We start from the raw sequence: 15,877 nt of genomic DNA, 5'->3' as shown, positions 1-15,877 counted from the left end.
TCATGGCCGATCTGAGCCAACCCTACACCGGCGCGGTGACCGCCCAGCTGGACGCCAGTGGCCTGAGCTGCCCCATGCCGCTGCTCAAGGCCAAGCTGGAACTCAACCGCCTGTCTTCCGGCGAGGTGCTGGCCGTGGTGGCGACCGATGCCGGGTCGCAACGCGACTTCCGTACCTTCGCCAAGCTGTCGGGACACGCCCTGGTGGGCGAAGAGGTGGCGGGGGAAACCTTCCGCTACTGGCTGCGCAAGGCCTGATCAGGCCTTGTTCAGCGCCTGGGCGGCGGCCAGGACCTCGGCGACGTGCCCGGGGACCTTCACGCCGCGCCAGATCTGGCGCACCACGCCTTCCCGGTCGATGAGGAAGGTGCTGCGATCCACGCCGATGTAGTCCTTGCCATAGAGCTTCTTCTGTCGCATCACGTCGAACAGCTGGCAGAGGGTCTCGTCCTTGTCGCTGATCAGCTCGAAGGGAAAGCCCTGCTTGGTACGGAAATTCTCGTGGGTGCGCAGGCTGTCACGGCTGATGCCGAAGACCTGGGTGTCGGCCGCGAGGAACTGCTCGTGCAGATCGCGAAAGCCCTGGCCCTGGGTGGTGCAGCCGGGAGTGTTGTCCTTGGGGTAGAAATAGAGCACCGCCTGACGGCCGCGCAGACTGGCCGGCGAGACCTCGAGGCCGCTGGTGGCCTGGGCCTGGAAAGCCGGAAGCGGTTGGTCGAGAGTCACGCTCATGGGCAGCTCCTTGCGGGTTCCGTCAGTTGCTCTGCGGCCGCCAGGGCTCGATCAGGGCATCGAGATTGAGGGCGTCGGCGAAATCCAGGAACTGGTCGCGCAGCCAGCTGATCTGGGTGCCGGCGGGCAGGGTCACGGTGATGGTGGCGTTGAGCATGGTGCCGCCGGTCTGGGGCGCCTGGTAGGAATCGCAGACCAGGTTCTCCACTTCGATCTTGTGGTCGGCGAAGAACTGGCAGAGCTCGTTGAGGATGTCCGGGCGATAGGCGGCACTGACATAGACGACGTACGGCAGGGCCTGGGGGCGATTCTCCAGGGCGGCGCTGCGGGTGACGCCGACGGTGAAGCCGTGACGCTTGCCGAGGCCGGCGAGGCCGCCTTCGAGGCGCGCCAGGCCGTCCCAGTTGCCGGAGACCTGCAGGATCAGCGCGCTGTATTCCCCGTGCCGGCTCAGCCGGCTGCTGACCACTGCGCAGCGGTTGTCCATGCAGCTGCGGTAGAGCACGTTGGTCAGCTCCATGGGGTTGGCGCCCAGCGCGCTGATGACGAGAAATTGTTCGCGAATCGGGGGGGTGGCGGACATTAGGCTTCCTGGCAGGGGGAATTACAGACTGGCAAAGGCGAAAGGGTAGCGAAAAGCGCTCGCGGGGGGAATGCCCGTTGGGGGCGCGTTGCTTGTGCTGGCGCAGAGGCGTCAGTACCATTACCGCTCTCTTTTTCCGGCAGGAGCGGTTGCATGATTGCGGGGAGCATGGTGGCGCTGGTCACCCCTATGGACGCCCAGGGGCGTATCGACTGGGACAACCTGACCAAGCTGGTGGACTTCCATCTCGCCGAAGGCACCGACGCCATCGTCGCGGTGGGCACCTCGGGTGAATCCGCCACGGTCGACGTCGACGAGCACGTTGCCGTGATCCGTCATGTGGTCGAGCAGGTCAAGGGCCGCATCCCGGTCATCGCCGGCACCGGTGGCAATTCCACCCGTGAGGCCATCGACCTGACCCGCGCCGCCAAGGACGCGGGCGCCGACGCCTGTCTGCTGGTCGTGCCCTACTACAACAAGCCGACCCAGGAAGGGCTGTACCAGCACTTCCGCATGATCGCCGAAACCGTCGCCATTCCGCAGATCCTCTACAACGTGCCGGGCCGTACCGCCTGCGACATGCTGGCCGAGACCGTCGAGCGCCTGGCCAAGGTGCCGAACATCATCGGTATCAAGGAAGCCACCGGCGACCTGGCGCGCGCCCGCGACATCCTCTCCCGTGTGGGCAAGGACTTCCTGGTCTACTCGGGCGATGACGCCACCGCCGCCGAACTCATGCTGCTGGGCGGCAAGGGCAACATCTCGGTGACCGCCAACGTCGCGCCGCGCGCCATGAGCGAACTCTGCGCCGCCGCCATGCGGGGCGATGCCGACACCGCACGCGCGCTCAACGAACAGCTGATGCCGCTGCACAAGAATCTGTTCATCGAATCGAATCCGATCCCGGTGAAGTGGGCCCTGCATGAAATGGGCATGATCGACGCCGGTATCCGCCTGCCGCTGACCTGGCTGAGCTCGCGCTGCCACGAAGTGGTACGTCAGGCCCTGCGTCAGGCGGGAGTGCTGGCGTGATTAGGAAGCAGTCGATGAAACGTGTTCTGGGTTTGACGACGCTGGGTCTGGCCGTGGCCACCGCCAGTGGCTGCAGCTGGGTGTGGGGCGAGCATGGTTATTTCCGCGATCGCGGCAATGACTATCTCGAAGCCCGCGAAACCGGCCCCATGCAGGTGCCGACCGATGTCCAGGCCAAGCCGATGGATCCGCTGCTACCGATTCCGGCCAACGTGGCCGATACCCAGAATCGCTCCTATGGCTTCGAAGTGCCGAAACCCCAGGCGCTGGCCGTCCAGGGCAGTGGCAACGAACAGTTCAGCGTGCAGCGCAGCGGCAACGCCCGCTGGCTGGCCGCCCAGAAGGTCCCCGCCAGCGTCTGGCCGGTGGCCCGTCAGTACCTGACCGACAACGGCTTCCGCATTGCCGAAGAGCGTCCGCAGACCGGTGAGATCATCACCGCCTGGCAGGCGCCCACCGAGCTGTCGACCCCGCTGGCCCGCAGTCTGAGCACCAACGGCCGCCTGCAGCCGGGCAACGAGCTGCGCACCCGCCTGCGCATCGAGCCGGGCGTGCAATCGGGCAGCAGCGAAATCTTCATCCAGACCCAGACCCGCAGCCAGGGCAGCTCCAGCGAGCCGTCCTGGTCCAGCAGCCAGAACAGCTCGGCACTCGATGACGCCCTGCTGAATCAGGTGCTGGCCGGCCTGGACCGCAGCGAGCAGGGCAGTGGCTCGGTCTCGCTGCTGGCCGCTGGTGGCTACGACACCCCCGAGCGCGTGACCTACGAGGTCGACGGCAGCGGCGTGCCCATGCTGGTGCTGGAAAGCGATCTGAATCGCGCCTGGTCCAGCGTGGGTCGCGCCATCGAAGGCGCCGACATCCGCGTCGACGACATGGATCGCAGCCTGGGCGTCTACTACGTGAACATCGCCGAAGGCGCGCAAAAGCCCGAAGAGCGCAAGCCGGGCTTCTTCGGCCGCATGTTTGGCAAGGGCGAGACCAAGGAAGAGGAAGACGCCCGCGCACGGCGCTTCCAGGTGCGCCTCACCTCGGTAGGCAACACCGTCCAGGTCACTCTGGACAAGACCATCAACACCGCAGCACCCCAGGACATCGCCGAAGGCGTGCTGAAAAAGCTTCAGACGAGCATGCAGTATGCGCTTCGCAATCCTGGGCAGCGGCAGTCGGGGCAACTCGACCCTGGTGCACAGCCATAACAGCTATGTGCTGATCGACTGCGGCTTCTCCCTGCGGGAAGCCGAACGTCGTCTGGCCCGGCTGGGCGTGGTACCTGCCCAGCTGGATGCCGTCCTGGTCACCCACGAACACTCTGATCACGTGCAGGGCGTCGAGCTCCTGGCGCGCAAGCACGGGGTGCCGGTCTATTACAGCGCCGGTACCGGTCGCGGCCTGCGTAAGCCGGTGGCCGCCCAGGGCCTGCTGGTGGACGGCGAACGGCTGGTGCTGGACGCGCTGGAAGTGACCGTGGTGCAGGTGTCCCATGACGCCCTGGAGCCGACCCAGTTCGTCTTCGACGATGGCCGCAAGCGCCTGGGCGTGCTCACCGATCTCGGCGAGGCCACCCCTGGGGTGCTGGCGCATTACCGTGGCCTGGATGCCCTGGTGATCGAAGCCAACCACGACAGCAACATGCTCGCCGCGGGCCCTTATCCCTATCACCTCAAGGCACGGGTCGGCGGGGTGCGCGGTCACCTCAACAACCGGCAATCGGCCGAGCTGGTGATGGAGCTGGCCTGTCCGGGCCTGCAGCATCTGGTGCTCGCCCACCTGAGCGAGAAGAACAACAACCCCTGGCTCGCCCGCGCCTGCTTCACCAATGTGCTGGGCTGCGATGCGGACTGGCTGCAGATCGCCGATCAGCAGCAGGGGCTGGAATGGCAGGCCATCGCCTGAGGCGCTGACCCGCTTTTCTTTAGCGGTCGAGCGTTGCTGCACGGCCAAAAGATCCACGATCCTATGTAAACTGCGCTTCCCGGCTGTACTCGTCCCGAACCGGTCGTCTCGCCTGCGTTCGTCCACAGCCTGCAAGCCCTTCGAACCGGAGTCCAAGATGGAAAAACGCGCAGAACTCTACCGTGGCAAGGCCAAGTCGGTATTCACCACCGACGATCCCGATCGCCTGGTCCTGTTGTTCCGCAACGACACCTCTGCCTTCGATGGCGAGCGCATCGAGCAACTCGAGCGCAAGGGCATGGTGAACAACAAGTTCAATGCCTTTGTCATGCAGAAGCTCGAAGCGGCCGGCATTCCCACCCAGTTCGAGCAGCTGCTGGGCGACAACGAATGCCTGGTCAAGAAGCTCGAGATGATTCCGGTGGAATGCGTGGTGCGCAACTTCGCCGCTGGCAGCCTGGTGCGCCGCCTGGGCGTGGAGGAGGGCCTGGAGCTGACGCCGCCGACCTTCGAACTCTTCCTGAAGAACGATGCGCTGCACGACCCCATGGTCAACGAAAGCCATGTCCAGGCCTTTGGCTGGGCCACTCTCGACCAGTTGGCCGAGATGAAGGCGCTGACCTTCCGCATCAACGACATCCTCAAGCAGCTGTTCGACGACGCCGGTCTGCTGCTGGTGGACTTCAAGCTGGAATTCGGCCTGTTCCACGGCAAGGTCGTGCTGGGCGACGAATTCAGCCCGGACGGTAGCCGCCTGTGGGACAAGGAAACCCGCAAGAAGATGGACAAGGATCGCTTCCGCCAGGGTCTGGGCGGCGTGATCGAGGCCTACGAAGAGGTCGCCCAGCGCCTGGGTGTCCCGCTCTAAACGCAAGCCGCTGATACCAGAGCTTTTTTTGCAATTGCTTGTTCGCTTTTGCCCGCATGACTGGTATCATGCGCCGCGTTGGAGAGATGCCGGAGTGGTCGAACGGGACGGATTCGAAATCCGTTGAGTCAGCAATGGCTCCTAGGGTTCAAATCCCTATCTCTCCGCCAAATACGGAAAACCCCGAGCGTGCCAGGCACCTTGGGGTTTTTTTATTGCCTGCGGATTGGCTAGTCGATCTTGCGGGTAGGGGAGGCTGCAGGCGTCTGCGCGGTCTCTGCATCGGCTGGGCCAGGAGCGGAGCACTCCTGGATCCGCTGGTAATGGGTCAGCCAGAAACCCAGCTCCAGGGCCAGCGTCTTCTGCTCCAGGGGGGAGAGGGCGTTCAGGCCCTGGCGGATGGCCCGTTCGGCATAGTCGATGGCCGCCAGCTGGCCCGTCGTGCGCGCGGGACAGTTTCTGATGGCATAACGGAGCGCCTCTTTGCAGTCGCTATCCAGGCCAGTCATAAAAGGTCCTTGAGTGGATAAGGGGTTCACCGAGGCGCCGCCCTGGATGGCCAGGGCGGCTGCAGGCCCTGCTGCTGGCGATTCGCGAAAAGGCGTTCAGCCGGTCAGGGATCCGAACGCGACCAGGCGCGGTTGCCTGGGCACCGGGACCGTCCAAGTCCTTGTCAGGGCTGCGATTTCGACCACTCCTGGCGATCACGGTTGGCCGAATACTAGTTCGCCGGAATCGTCTTGAGCAGCCAATATCGCCTTGCCTGATGGGCGGTACCAGAACTTGTACCCTTGTTGTATCCGGCTCTGGAATGGCGGTCTTGCGTGATCTCGAGGCGATAAGGCGGCCGGCAGACCCGATGTCATCTTGTATGGAAGTTGGACGAAGCCGCGGCGCTTCATGTCGCATCCAGGGCCGTTTGCGGTAGCTGCGTACCGTCGAGCGGTAGGGTCCAGCGCCCGGGAATGGCTGGACGCCTCAGGCAAATGGAGCGATGCTGGAAAGGCACGCCTCAGAGCGTGCGACCTCCGATGGCCGAGCGGCAAGCGGCAGCCATTGGACGGTGGCTTCGGCGCATAACAATAAGAGGAGTCGAGCGATGTTCTACAAGGTCAGCGTGTATTCCCGGCCTGAAGATCGTGGGCTGCTGGTATGGCGGTGGAAGAAGCAGTTTCTCGGTGAATGGGTGGAGTCGCGTCAGGAATTCGAGGACTGCGACCACTGCGTCCACCATGCCCTGCAGGATGCCAAGGGGCAGAGCGTTCACCTCGAGACCGATCGCTGCACCCTCTATCGTTACCGCTTCGAAAGCATGCTGCATCAATATGGCAGCTGCTATTGCCTGAGCGGCGGCCGCTCGGCCGAAGCCGTCCTGGATCTCATCGCCCAGATCGAAGAGCGCCACAACGTCATCGTCCTGCGCGACGGCCAGCCGTTCTTCGCCCACTATCGAGCGGATCTGCAGGCCGAAGGCACGCTGGCGCCGGAACTCTGGCAGGGCGTTGAATGGCGGGGTCTGGAGGGGCGCTTCGAGTACGTGCGCAACCGCAACTCGCCCTGGTTGCGGTAGCGACGGTCGGTCAGCGGCGACTCAGAAGGGCAGCAATTCCTGCCGCATCACGCTGATGTCGGTCGGCGCCTGGATGCCTACCTGCACGCGGTCGCCCTGCACCTTGAGGATGCGGATGTTGATGCCGCCATTGAATAGCAGATCCAGCACCTGTTCTTCATCGGCCCCCGGCTTCAGGGAAAGATTGATGATTTCGTCGGTGCGACGGGTCAAGACCAGATAAGGCATGAGCATCCCTGCCATGATTTCAGGGCGCCGATGATAAACAGTTCCGCCTCTGGTGAGAATCAGTAGGCAGATTGTTGGGCTCCGCCGGTTATCTGGCGCGATGTACGGAGCGATACCGACGCCCCAGTTGCCAGCGCCGTCCAACGAATCCCAAAGCGCCCGCGAGGACCACCAGCAGGTTGATGACATTGGTCGGACCACTGCCGTGATAACCCGCGAGCAAGGCGACTAGGGTGGCCAGGGCCCAGACGGAGATGGCGGCGGCGACGGCGGCAGCCATTTCGTTGAAGTCGGAATGCCCCGCCGGTTTCGAGCAGGGGTGCGGATCGCTTTCGTATTCTTCTGGCATGGGAAGCTCCGGCTGCTGTTCTTGTTGGAGAGTATCGCCGTGAGTCTTATCGACTGCTGATGAACAGTCTGGATGGGATCGATAGCGCGATCAGCGATTTTTTCCGCCGAACGGACGAGAGGTAGCGGCTAGAGCCCCGGGTGGTCAGCAGAAGCGGCCCGGGCGCCGTTTCGTCTCCGGACAGCTCGTCTGACGGCTGACAACTGCCGCGGACAGGCCCGGTCACTGCAGTGTTCGACGTGACTAGCCTGGAGACCACCATGAGCGACGACAAGATCACTCTCACGACCCGCCAGGGTCATCCGGTACGGGACAACCAAAGCCTGCGCAGCGTGGGCGAGCGGGGCCCCGCCACGCTGGAAAACTACCAGTTCATCGAGAAGATCACCCATTTCGATCGGGAGCGGGTGCCCGAGCGGGTGGTGCATGCCCGGGGCACCGCTGCCCACGGCTGGTTCGAGGCCTATGGCACCATCGGCGACGAACCCGCCAGCCGCTACACCTGTGCCAAGGTGCTGACCAAAACCGGGGTGAAGACGCCGGTCTTCCTGAGGTTCTCCACCGTCATCGGGGCCAAGGAGTCGCCCGAGACCGCGCGTGATCCGCGAGGCTTCGCGATCAAGTTCTATACCGAGGACGGCAACTGGGATCTGGTGGGCAACAACCTGAAGGTGTTCTTCATTCGCGACGCCATCAAGTTTCCCGACATGATCCATGCCTTCAAGCCCGACCCCATCACCAATCGCCAGGAGCCCTGGCGCTTCTACGACTTCGTCCAGCATCACCCGGAAGCGCTGCACATGGTGACCTGGGTGAAGAGCCCCTGGGGCATCCCGGCGGACTATCGGCACATGCAGGGTTCCAGCGTGAACACCTACAAGCTGGTCAACGACCAGGGCGTGGCGGTGCTGTGCAAGTTCTCCTTCGAGCCCAAGCAGGGCATCCGGAATCTCACCAGCGAGCAGGCGGCCGAAATCCAGAAGTACGACGTGGGCCATGCCAGTCGGGATCTCTACGACGCCATCGAGCGGGGTGACTATCCCGAGTGGGAGATGTGCGTGCAGATCATGGCGGACGAGGCGCACGACGAATTGCCCTTCGATCCCCTGGACGACACCAAGCGCTGGCCGGAAGACCAATTTCCCCTGCTGCCGGTGGGCCGGCTGGTGCTGGATCGCAATCCCTCGAACGTCTTCGCCGAAACCGAGCAGGCCGCCTTCGGCACGGGGGTGCTGGTGGAGGGCATCGACTTTTCCGACGACAAGATGCTGCAGGGGCGGACCCTGTCCTATTCCGATACCCAGCGCTATCGGGTCGGCGCCAACTATCTGCAATTGCCGATCAACGCGCCCAAATGCCCCTACGCCACCAATCAGCGCGATGGCCAGATGGCGCTGCAGGTGGATCGCAGCGGGAGCAATCCTCACGTCAATTACGAGCCCAGTTCCCAGGGTGGCCTGAACGAGGCGCCGCGGCCGCAGCACGAGTATCGTCAATGGATCGAAGGCCATCTGGGGCGCTATCAATCCCGCAAGACGGCTGCCGACTACCAGCAGACCGGTGCGCGCTATCGCAGCTTCGAAAACTGGGAAAGGGACGATCTCATCGCCAACCTGGTCGCCGACCTGCAGGCCTGTCCCGAAGACATCCAGTTGCGCATGGTCTGGCACTTTTGGCACTGCGATCCGGACTATGGCACCCGGGTGGCCCAGGGCGCCGGCATCGACCTGGAAAGGGCCAAGGCGCTACCGAATCTGCCGGGCCATCCTGCGCCCAACGAGGACGTGGCTGAACCCACCTACCAGGGTGGGGAACGGGAGAGCCGTTGAGGGGGGGACGCCGTCGCCTGCGGCTGAAGCCGAGGCGACCCGGCGGGCAGGCGCCGCCGGGGTCCGGCCCGCTCAATTCAGCGTTCTATCGCGTTCGAACCGCGCCCAGCAGCGGTCGAAGTCGGCCTGCCAGTCCGGCAGGGCGTTCGGCAGGACCGCTTCGACCTTGCTGCAGTCGAGGCAGGAATAGAGCGGTCGCGTCGCCGGCGTGGGGTAATGTGCGGTCGTGGTGGGATAGAGGCGGGCGCGCAGTTCGCCGCGTCGCTCCAGACGTGCGGCGATGGCGGCGGCGAAGCCGTACCAGGAGGTCTGGCCTGCATTGGTCAAGTGATAGAGACCGCCGACATCGCCATGCTCCAGCAGACGTTCGACCAGTTGGCGGGTGGCCGTGGCGATCGTAGGCGCCCAGGTGGGGGCGCCGAGCTGATCCTCCACTACGTGGAGTTCGTCGCGCTCGGCCAGCAGCTGGCGCATGGTGTTGAAGAAGCACTGGCCATCATGGGAGTAGACCCAGGAGGTACGCAGCACCAGGGCGCGGCCACCGGCCGCCAGTACCGCCTGTTCGCCCGCCAGCTTGGAGCGGCCGTAGACGCTCAGCGGCGCCGGCGCGCAAGCCTCGGTATAGGGCTGATGCCCCCGGCCATCGAAGACGTAGTCGGATGAATAGTGCACGAAGGGGATATCCCGCTCACGCGCCAACTCGGCCAGGATCTGCGGTGCCCGGGCGTTGATCGCCTCGGCGCGTTCGATTTCCGCCTCAGCCTGATCCACGGCGGTATAGGCGGCGTTGAGGATGAGGTCGGGTTCCAGCCGGTCGAAGGCTGCGCGCAGTTGCCCGGTTTGGGCCAGATCGAGATCCGCCTGACCCAGCACGGTCAATTGATGGGTGCTACCGAACTCGCGCTGCAAGGCGCGCGAAACTTGGCCGGAACGGCCAGTGATCACAATATTCATGAAAGCATGCCTGAACGTCTTCAGCGGAAGACGTACGTCCTGTCGATCGATTCCTGAAAAGCCCTGGGCTTTTCCCACACGAATCAACGCCTGCCGCGCGAGGCGACAAAACGAGGATTCCGATCATCTTTCCTGGGGAAAGATGGCCGCCGCAGACTATGGCGGAGTGGGCATCGACAGGATGGACAGGGTGGTCATGCTGGGACTCGAACAAGGGTACGCGCCTAGGACTGCCGTCTGTCGGCAGAGTTCAGCGGGGTACCAGGGACAGTGGCAGCAGCTTGCCAAGCTGGAGTCCGGACGTCGAGGCAGTTAGCAGCGCGGTATGGAGAACCTGTTCAAGTTCGCGAATGTTTCCCGGCCAGGGATAGGCGATCAGCGCGGCTTCGTCCTCAGCCGTCAATTCCGGGGGTGTCCGGTCGAGACGTTCGGCATGCAGTCTGAGGAAATGCCGGGCGAGGGGGAGCAGATCGGCCGGTCGCTCGCGCAGGGGCGGTACCGCCACCTGCCCCGGCGCGAGGCGTTGCCAGAGGCGTTCGTCGAAGTGGCCGGCTGCGACGGCCAGCGCCAGATCGATACTGGAGCCGGCGATCAGGCGGACGTCCACCGCGGTGCGCTGACTGCTGCCGAGCCGCAGGATGCTTCCGTCGGACAGGACCTCGACCAGCTCCTCCTGCAGCGGGCGGGAGAGGTCGGCGATCTCGTCGAGATAGAGGCTGCCCCCGTGGGCGGTACCGAACCAGCCCACCCGACTGCCCGAGGTGCCGGCATAGGCGCGTGGGACATAGCCAAAGAGTTCGGCCGCAGCATGCCGACGACTGAGCGAGGCGCAGTCGAGGCTGCTGAACAGTCCGGTGCGGCCGCTGCGCTCGTGGAGCCGTCGCGCCAGCAATTCGCGCCCGGTGCCCCATTCGCCCGTCAGCACCACGGGGGAGGGGCGCGGCGCCAGGGCATCCAGGTGCTCGAGCAGTTGCCGCGAACGCGGGTCGGCGAAGGCCAGGGCCTTGGCGCGGATGGTCAGGGAGCTTTGTTGCTCCGCGGGCACGATCAGGAGGTCGGAGGAGAGCGTCGGCATGGCGATATCGCGGGCAGTCAAAGCCTCATCCTAGCGGCCATTTAATATATCTAAAAATAAGCTTTAGCTATTTTTTAATATCGATTGGTTTTTTGGGCGGAGCGCGATCCCTTGGTACTCGGCATGCAGGGAATCCCTGTGTCGGCCACGGGGTCTCTTGAACGGCCGGGAGACTCACTGTCTGGACGTTCTGTCGTGTCGCCCACTCGGCACCGCCGTCGTCAGAGTGAGGCGATCGGCGCTATCCTGCCGCTCCGGAACGAGAGGAAAAGACGTCACATGGCTTCCTTGCGTGCGCCCTGTCCGCCTGGCGTCTGTACCTGCGAGCGCGACGCCGTGCTGGCCGATCCGGCCGCCGATGCGCGGGCGCTGCTGCTCAATCGCCAGGAAGAACAGCGACTGCTGGAGCGCCTGGAAAACGTTACCAGCGTGACCGATCTGCAGCGCCTGCAACGGCGCCTGCAGGAGCAACTCGGCATCCAGCTGGAGATCGAGCCGGGACCGGGAGAGGTACGCAGCGCGCGTGGCATGCTCATCGAGCTGCAGCCACGCCCGGGACTGTGTCGCAAGCTCCATCAGACGATACCGGCCGCGGTGCGCCGCGGTCTCAATCAGCGTCCGGAAGTGCTCTTCGCCCTGCTCAACGCCAAGGACCTGCTGCGCGACGCTTGAACGCCTTCAGTCAGGCGCCTTGAAGCGGATCCAGGTCGGCGCATGGTCGCTGGTCTTTTCCAGGTCGCGTACCCAGCGATGCACCCCGGCTTCCTGCAGGGACTTCTGCAGCGCCGGACTCAGCAACAGATGATCGATACGCAGACCGGCGTTGCGCTGCCAGCGTTGGCGGAAATAGTCCCAGTAGGTGTAGATCGCCTCATCCGGATGGCAGGCGCGCAAGGCGTCCAGCCAGCCCTGGTCCAGCAGCCGTTCGAAGCAGGCGCGACTCTCGGGTTGCAGCAAGGCGTCCTTGCGCCAGGATTTCGGGTCGTAGATGTCATGGTCGGTCGGCACCACGTTGTAGTCGCCTGCCAGCACCACGGGATGCCCACTCGCCATCAGTCCCTGGGCATGCTCGATGAAGCGCTCGAACCAGGCCAGCTTGTAATCGAACTTCGGGCCCGGCCAGGGATTGCCATTGGGTAGATAGAGGCTGGCGACGACCACGCCCTTGACCGCGGCTTCCAGATAGCGGCGCTGCGGATCGTCGGTCATTCCTGGCAGGCCCCGGCGAACCTCCAGTGGCTGGTCATCCCGCGCCAGGATGGCGACCCCGTTCCAGGAAGGCTGGCCGTCCCAGAGCGCACCGTAGCCCGCAGCTTCCAGTTCCGCCTGCGGGAAGTCGGCGGATTTCGCTTTCAGTTCCTGCAGGCAAACGATGTCGGGCTGCTCCCGCTCCAGCCACTGCAGGAGGATGGGCAACCGGGCACGAATGCCGTTGACGTTATAGGTCGCAAGGGTAAGGGAGGTCATGAAGTGCTCCGGAAGCGGTTATAGCCATGACCCGAACGAGATATGGGCAGTTCCTCAGCCATATTTATGTGATCTGTTTCACGTTAATTTGCGACTTACTTTTTTTGGCACCTTCGGGAACTTTTGGTCGGTTGTCGGGTTGTTCCGGAAATAAATTTGACGGCGGACTTGCATCGGCGCGCTGATGATTAGTGGTGAATGGATTCACCCATCGGAGCCGATGAACGGTATTTATAGAAAAGCCTTTAAAATCAAAAGCTTTTTAAACTTATCAATGATGTCTAAATAGTGGCCATAGTAAGGTACTATGAAGTTGGCATGTGGCTTGTATAGCTGGACATGCCTGGAGGCAACGTCGCGCTTGGCAACATGGCGCGACTCTTCTCTCACTTCATATCGGCCAGTGTTCAGGGAGCGGGCTGTCGATTTAGCGCAGTTGGTGATGATGAATCCATCCTTCCTGAAGTTTTCCTGCAGAGCAGCCCAGGTGCTGCCCTTCGTTGCCGCCCTGACCCTGGCTACCGGTGCCAAGGCCGAGCAGGTCAATCTGGTCGGCCTGAACCTGTCCGGCGCCGGTTTCGCTGGCCAGGTACTACCGGGCGTCAACGGCACCCACTACATCTTTCCCGTCGAGGCCTACTTCAAGCAGTGGAGCGGCAAGGGCATCAAGCTGATCCGCTTCCCGATCATCTGGGAGCGCCTGCAACCAGTGCTGGGCGGTCCGCTGGACCCGACCTATGCGGCGCTGGTGGACCAGACCTTCGTCAATGCGCAGAAATACGGCATGCGCATCATCCTCGATCTGCACAACTACACCTTCTATCGCGGATCGGTGATCGGCAGCGCAGCGGTTCCCTATGACCGCTACCAGGAGATCATGACCCGGATCGCCCAGCGCTGGAGCAGTCAGCCGTCGCTGTACGCCTACGACATCATGAACGAGCCCCACGATTCCATGGCCCAGTGGCCGATCGCCGCCCAGTACGGCATCAATGGGGTCCGCGCGGTCGACAAGACCAAGCCGATCATGATCGAAGGCAACGGCTGGTCGGAAGCGACCCGCTGGCCGCTGTGGAACGACTCGCTGCTGGCGCTCAAGGATCCGTCCGACAACCTGATCTTCCAGGCGCATTCCTATTTCGATGAAAGCGCCGGCGGCAATTACACCGGCATCGATGTCGGCAAGCTGAGCCAGGACTATGGCGTGGAGCGGGTCCGTCCCTTCGTCGAGTGGCTGAAGAAGAACAAGAAGAAGGGCATGATCGGCGAATTCGGCGTGCCGGATAACGATCCCCGCTGGCTGCCGCTGATGGACCGCATGCTGGCCTATCTCAAGCAGAACTGCATTCCCGCCACCTACTGGGCCGCCGGCCCGGGTTGGGGCAACTATTTCCTGTCGGTAGAGCCGATCAATGGCGTCGACCGGCCGCAGTGGCCGACCCTGAATAAGTACATCGATGACAGCAGCTGCACCGCCATCGGCCCGCTGGCCAGTGGTTCCGGCAGCACGCCAGCCAGCGGTACCGGTGCCACGGGCGGCTCCAGCGGCTCCACCGGCAGCAGCGGTGGCTCCACCAGCGGCAATACCGGCTCGAATAACGGTGGCAGCTCGGGCACCGGCGCCTCCGCGGGCACCGGCAACACCAGCGGCTCGACCACGACCGGGGTGACCACCTCGATCAACGATTTCACCAACGAGGACTGGCTGCACGGCGTCTATCGCAAGGCGGCCGGCTTCTCCATTCCGGCGTCGGCGGCCAACGTGGGCGCCTTCAAGGTGGGCGCGCAGATCACGCCGGCCGATGGCAAGAGTTACAAGGTGACCTATGCCCAGGTCGTCGGCAGCAACATGAGTGTCTTCATCGAGAGTCCGCAGCTCGATGGCAATGCCTACGGCTATCCCAAGACCCTGAAGACCGGGACCACCACCTCCGGCACGTCGACGACGGTGCCGGGGACCACGACGGGCTCTACGGGCAGCACCGGCAGCACCGGCAGCGCCAGTTCGGGCAGCAACTCGGGCAGTGCGACGCCGGCCGTGACGACGCCAGTGGCCGAGGTGAAGCCTGCGACCGGCAGCGGCAGCACGGGCTCCTCGGGTGCCACCACGCCCGCCACCGGTTCGACGACCACACCCACGGGATCGACCGGCACGCCCGCCAACAGCGCCAAGCTCAACCTGGTGGGGCTGAATTTCTCGGGTGCCGCCTTTGCACCCCAGACGCTGCCCGGGGTTCTCAACGTCAACTACATCATGCCGGGCGAGGCGAATTTCCAGCAGTGGAGCGCCAAGGGCGTGCGGCTGATCCGCTTCCCGGTGATCTGGGAGCGCCTGCAGACCCGCTTCTTCGGTAGCCTGGAAGGAGCCTACACCCAGCAGGTCACCCAGGTGCTGGAGCTGGCCAAGAAGTACAACATGAAGGTGATCCTGGCGCTGGACAACGGCGGCCGCTACAAGGGCACCCTGATCGGCACCGGTACCGTCACCAACTTCAACTACTGGGATCTGATGTACCGCCTGGCCTACCAGTGGGGCAACCATGCCGCGCTCTATGGCTATGACATCATGGGCAAGCCCAATGGCGCCGACAGCAGCTGGCCGGTGACGGCCCAGTCCGGCATCGACGGCGTCCGCACCATGGACCGCACCCACCCGGTGATCGTCCAGGGCAATGCCTGGGGTAGCGCGGCCAACTGGCCCGGGGTGAGCAATGCCTTGCTCAATCTGAAGGATCCGGCCAACAACATCGTCTACGCGGCCAACGTCTACCTCGACGAGGACGGCAGTGGCACCTATGCCGCCCAGAATCCGAGCACCATCGATCCGCAGGTCGGGGTCAATCGGGTCAAGCCCTTCGTCGAATGGCTCAAGCGCAATGGCAAGCGGGGCATGATCGCCGAGTTCGGCGTACCCGCAGGCGACAGCCGCTGGCTGACCGCCACCGACAATATGCTGGCCTATCTGCAGCAGAACTGCATGCCGCTGACCTACTGGGCGGCCGGTCCGGGCTGGGGTGCTTCCGCGCTGGCGGTGGAGCCGGTCAATGGCGTGGAGCGTCCGCAGTGGCCGACGCTGAAGAAATACGTCGATGCCAGCAACAGCTGCACGGCGGTAGGCCCGCGGTAGCTTTTACCGCGTGTGTCCTGAAGGCGACGAACCTCCTCGGGTTCGTCGCCTTTTTTCTTGATCGTTCGGTGAGGAAAGATGCGCTTTTCACGCCTTGCACTGATGCATTCGTGAGACGAAACGGCTCTGCAGCGGTGGTCTAAGGGACGACGAACGGCTATAGCTCGA

At 63.8% G+C, this 15,877-nt stretch carries 17 protein-coding genes and 1 tRNA gene; 10 read left to right on the top strand and 8 right to left on the bottom strand.

Features of this window, described 5'->3' with window-relative positions; genetic code table 11:
* Positions 1-2: 2 nt before the first annotated feature.
* Positions 3-257: a sulfurtransferase TusA family protein gene (locus ACZ5R1_RS14270; RefSeq protein WP_007162768.1), complete on the top strand. Its 255-nt coding sequence runs from the start codon at positions 3-5 to the stop codon at positions 255-257.
* On the opposite strand, the gene ACZ5R1_RS14265 is transcribed toward ACZ5R1_RS14270, so the two are convergent.
* Positions 258-731 (bottom strand): peroxiredoxin, encoded by a 474-nt coding sequence (locus ACZ5R1_RS14265; protein ID WP_027601299.1) that lies wholly within the window; start codon positions 729-731, stop codon positions 258-260.
* 22 nt (positions 732-753) lie between these two features.
* Positions 754-1,314: a glycine cleavage system transcriptional repressor gene (locus ACZ5R1_RS14260; protein ID WP_007162770.1), complete on the bottom strand. Its 561-nt coding sequence runs from the start codon at positions 1,312-1,314 to the stop codon at positions 754-756.
* Between the two features lie 153 nt (positions 1,315-1,467).
* On the opposite strand from ACZ5R1_RS14260, the gene dapA reads away from it, so the two are divergent.
* The 5 genes from dapA to ACZ5R1_RS14235 all read left to right on the top strand — a co-directional run bounded on the left by dapA (position 1,468) and on the right by ACZ5R1_RS14235 (position 5,280).
* Positions 1,468-2,346 carry a 4-hydroxy-tetrahydrodipicolinate synthase gene (gene dapA, locus ACZ5R1_RS14255; RefSeq protein WP_007162771.1) on the top strand — a complete coding sequence of 293 codons (879 nt, stop codon included), beginning with the start codon at positions 1,468-1,470 and terminating at the stop codon, positions 2,344-2,346.
* 14 nt (positions 2,347-2,360) lie between these two features.
* Positions 2,361-3,545 (top strand): outer membrane protein assembly factor BamC, encoded by a 1,185-nt coding sequence (bamC, locus tag ACZ5R1_RS14250; protein ID WP_007162772.1) that lies wholly within the window; start codon positions 2,361-2,363, stop codon positions 3,543-3,545.
* Positions 3,484-4,242, top strand: a complete 759-nt coding sequence (locus tag ACZ5R1_RS14245; RefSeq protein WP_017640332.1) for an MBL fold metallo-hydrolase — start codon at positions 3,484-3,486, stop codon at positions 4,240-4,242. Before bamC ends, ACZ5R1_RS14245 begins: the two co-directional genes overlap by 62 nt.
* 157 nt (positions 4,243-4,399) lie before the next feature.
* Positions 4,400-5,110 carry a phosphoribosylaminoimidazolesuccinocarboxamide synthase gene (purC, locus tag ACZ5R1_RS14240; protein ID WP_007162774.1) on the top strand — a complete coding sequence of 237 codons (711 nt, stop codon included), beginning with the start codon at positions 4,400-4,402 and terminating at the stop codon, positions 5,108-5,110.
* 80 nt (positions 5,111-5,190) lie between these two features.
* A tRNA-Ser gene (locus tag ACZ5R1_RS14235) sits at positions 5,191-5,280 on the top strand.
* Positions 5,281-5,340: 60 nt separating this feature from the next.
* Here the strand turns inward: ACZ5R1_RS14235 and ACZ5R1_RS14230 are convergent.
* A complete protein-coding gene (locus tag ACZ5R1_RS14230) occupies positions 5,341-5,619 on the bottom strand; it encodes a hypothetical protein (protein ID WP_464712430.1) in 279 nt (92 codons plus the stop codon).
* Between the two features lie 590 nt (positions 5,620-6,209).
* On the opposite strand from ACZ5R1_RS14230, the gene ACZ5R1_RS14225 reads away from it, so the two are divergent.
* Positions 6,210-6,680, top strand: a complete 471-nt coding sequence (locus tag ACZ5R1_RS14225) for a hypothetical protein (protein ID WP_007162776.1) — start codon at positions 6,210-6,212, stop codon at positions 6,678-6,680.
* Positions 6,681-6,701: 21 nt separating this feature from the next.
* On the opposite strand, the gene ACZ5R1_RS14220 is transcribed toward ACZ5R1_RS14225, so the two are convergent.
* Positions 6,702-6,908 carry a carbon storage regulator gene (locus tag ACZ5R1_RS14220; RefSeq protein ID WP_288461633.1) on the bottom strand — a complete coding sequence of 69 codons (207 nt, stop codon included), beginning with the start codon at positions 6,906-6,908 and terminating at the stop codon, positions 6,702-6,704.
* A gap of 88 nt (positions 6,909-6,996) precedes the next feature.
* Positions 6,997-7,257 carry a hypothetical protein gene (locus ACZ5R1_RS14215; protein ID WP_464712429.1) on the bottom strand — a complete coding sequence of 87 codons (261 nt, stop codon included), beginning with the start codon at positions 7,255-7,257 and terminating at the stop codon, positions 6,997-6,999.
* A gap of 260 nt (positions 7,258-7,517) precedes the next feature.
* Between ACZ5R1_RS14215 and ACZ5R1_RS14210 the strand changes: the two genes are divergently transcribed.
* Positions 7,518-9,086 carry a catalase gene (locus ACZ5R1_RS14210; protein ID WP_464712428.1) on the top strand — a complete coding sequence of 523 codons (1,569 nt, stop codon included), beginning with the start codon at positions 7,518-7,520 and terminating at the stop codon, positions 9,084-9,086.
* A 72-nt stretch (positions 9,087-9,158) separates the two neighbouring features.
* Here ACZ5R1_RS14210 and rfbD read toward each other — a convergent pair whose 3' ends face one another.
* On the bottom strand, positions 9,159-10,040 hold the full coding sequence (rfbD, locus tag ACZ5R1_RS14205) for a dTDP-4-dehydrorhamnose reductase (protein WP_464712427.1): 882 nt from the start codon (positions 10,038-10,040) through the stop codon (positions 9,159-9,161).
* A gap of 250 nt (positions 10,041-10,290) precedes the next feature.
* Positions 10,291-11,136 (bottom strand): sigma-54-dependent transcriptional regulator, encoded by an 846-nt coding sequence (locus ACZ5R1_RS14200; protein WP_042138427.1) that lies wholly within the window; start codon positions 11,134-11,136, stop codon positions 10,291-10,293.
* Positions 11,137-11,394: 258 nt separating this feature from the next.
* Between ACZ5R1_RS14200 and ACZ5R1_RS14195 the strand changes: the two genes are divergently transcribed.
* The gene (locus ACZ5R1_RS14195; protein ID WP_464712426.1) at positions 11,395-11,787 is read left to right on the top strand and encodes a hypothetical protein; all 393 of its coding nucleotides are present in this window, start codon (positions 11,395-11,397) and stop codon (positions 11,785-11,787) included.
* A 6-nt stretch (positions 11,788-11,793) separates the two neighbouring features.
* Here ACZ5R1_RS14195 and xth read toward each other — a convergent pair whose 3' ends face one another.
* The gene (xth, locus tag ACZ5R1_RS14190) at positions 11,794-12,582 is read right to left on the bottom strand and encodes an exodeoxyribonuclease III (protein ID WP_027597625.1); all 789 of its coding nucleotides are present in this window, start codon (positions 12,580-12,582) and stop codon (positions 11,794-11,796) included.
* Between the two features lie 442 nt (positions 12,583-13,024).
* Between xth and ACZ5R1_RS14185 the strand changes: the two genes are divergently transcribed.
* Positions 13,025-15,709 (top strand): glycoside hydrolase family 5 protein, encoded by a 2,685-nt coding sequence (locus tag ACZ5R1_RS14185; protein WP_464712425.1) that lies wholly within the window; start codon positions 13,025-13,027, stop codon positions 15,707-15,709.
* Positions 15,710-15,877 lie beyond the last annotated feature (168 nt).

The sequence above is a fragment of the Pseudomonas sp. Pso3 genome, from assembly GCF_055393275.1.
Note: the sequence above shows the minus strand (reverse complement) of the source record. Positions and strands in the feature narration are given on the sequence as shown.

Coding starts and splice junctions, on each gene's coding strand:
- ACZ5R1_RS14270 (WP_007162768.1), top strand. CDS start 3: ATGGCCGATCTGAGCCAACCCTACACCGGCGCGGTGACCGCCCAGCTG.
- ACZ5R1_RS14265 (WP_027601299.1), bottom strand. CDS start 731: ATGAGCGTGACTCTCGACCAACCGCTTCCGGCTTTCCAGGCCCAGGCC.
- ACZ5R1_RS14260 (WP_007162770.1), bottom strand. CDS start 1,314: ATGTCCGCCACCCCCCCGATTCGCGAACAATTTCTCGTCATCAGCGCG.
- dapA (WP_007162771.1), top strand. CDS start 1,468: ATGATTGCGGGGAGCATGGTGGCGCTGGTCACCCCTATGGACGCCCAG.
- bamC (WP_007162772.1), top strand. CDS start 2,361: ATGAAACGTGTTCTGGGTTTGACGACGCTGGGTCTGGCCGTGGCCACC.
- ACZ5R1_RS14245 (WP_017640332.1), top strand. CDS start 3,484: ATGCGCTTCGCAATCCTGGGCAGCGGCAGTCGGGGCAACTCGACCCTG.
- purC (WP_007162774.1), top strand. CDS start 4,400: ATGGAAAAACGCGCAGAACTCTACCGTGGCAAGGCCAAGTCGGTATTC.
- ACZ5R1_RS14230 (WP_464712430.1), bottom strand. CDS start 5,619: ATGACTGGCCTGGATAGCGACTGCAAAGAGGCGCTCCGTTATGCCATC.
- ACZ5R1_RS14225 (WP_007162776.1), top strand. CDS start 6,210: ATGTTCTACAAGGTCAGCGTGTATTCCCGGCCTGAAGATCGTGGGCTG.
- ACZ5R1_RS14220 (WP_288461633.1), bottom strand. CDS start 6,908: ATGCCTTATCTGGTCTTGACCCGTCGCACCGACGAAATCATCAATCTT.
- ACZ5R1_RS14215 (WP_464712429.1), bottom strand. CDS start 7,257: ATGCCAGAAGAATACGAAAGCGATCCGCACCCCTGCTCGAAACCGGCG.
- ACZ5R1_RS14210 (WP_464712428.1), top strand. CDS start 7,518: ATGAGCGACGACAAGATCACTCTCACGACCCGCCAGGGTCATCCGGTA.
- rfbD (WP_464712427.1), bottom strand. CDS start 10,040: ATGAATATTGTGATCACTGGCCGTTCCGGCCAAGTTTCGCGCGCCTTG.
- ACZ5R1_RS14195 (WP_464712426.1), top strand. CDS start 11,395: ATGGCTTCCTTGCGTGCGCCCTGTCCGCCTGGCGTCTGTACCTGCGAG.
- xth (WP_027597625.1), bottom strand. CDS start 12,582: ATGACCTCCCTTACCCTTGCGACCTATAACGTCAACGGCATTCGTGCC.
- ACZ5R1_RS14185 (WP_464712425.1), top strand. CDS start 13,025: ATGATGAATCCATCCTTCCTGAAGTTTTCCTGCAGAGCAGCCCAGGTG.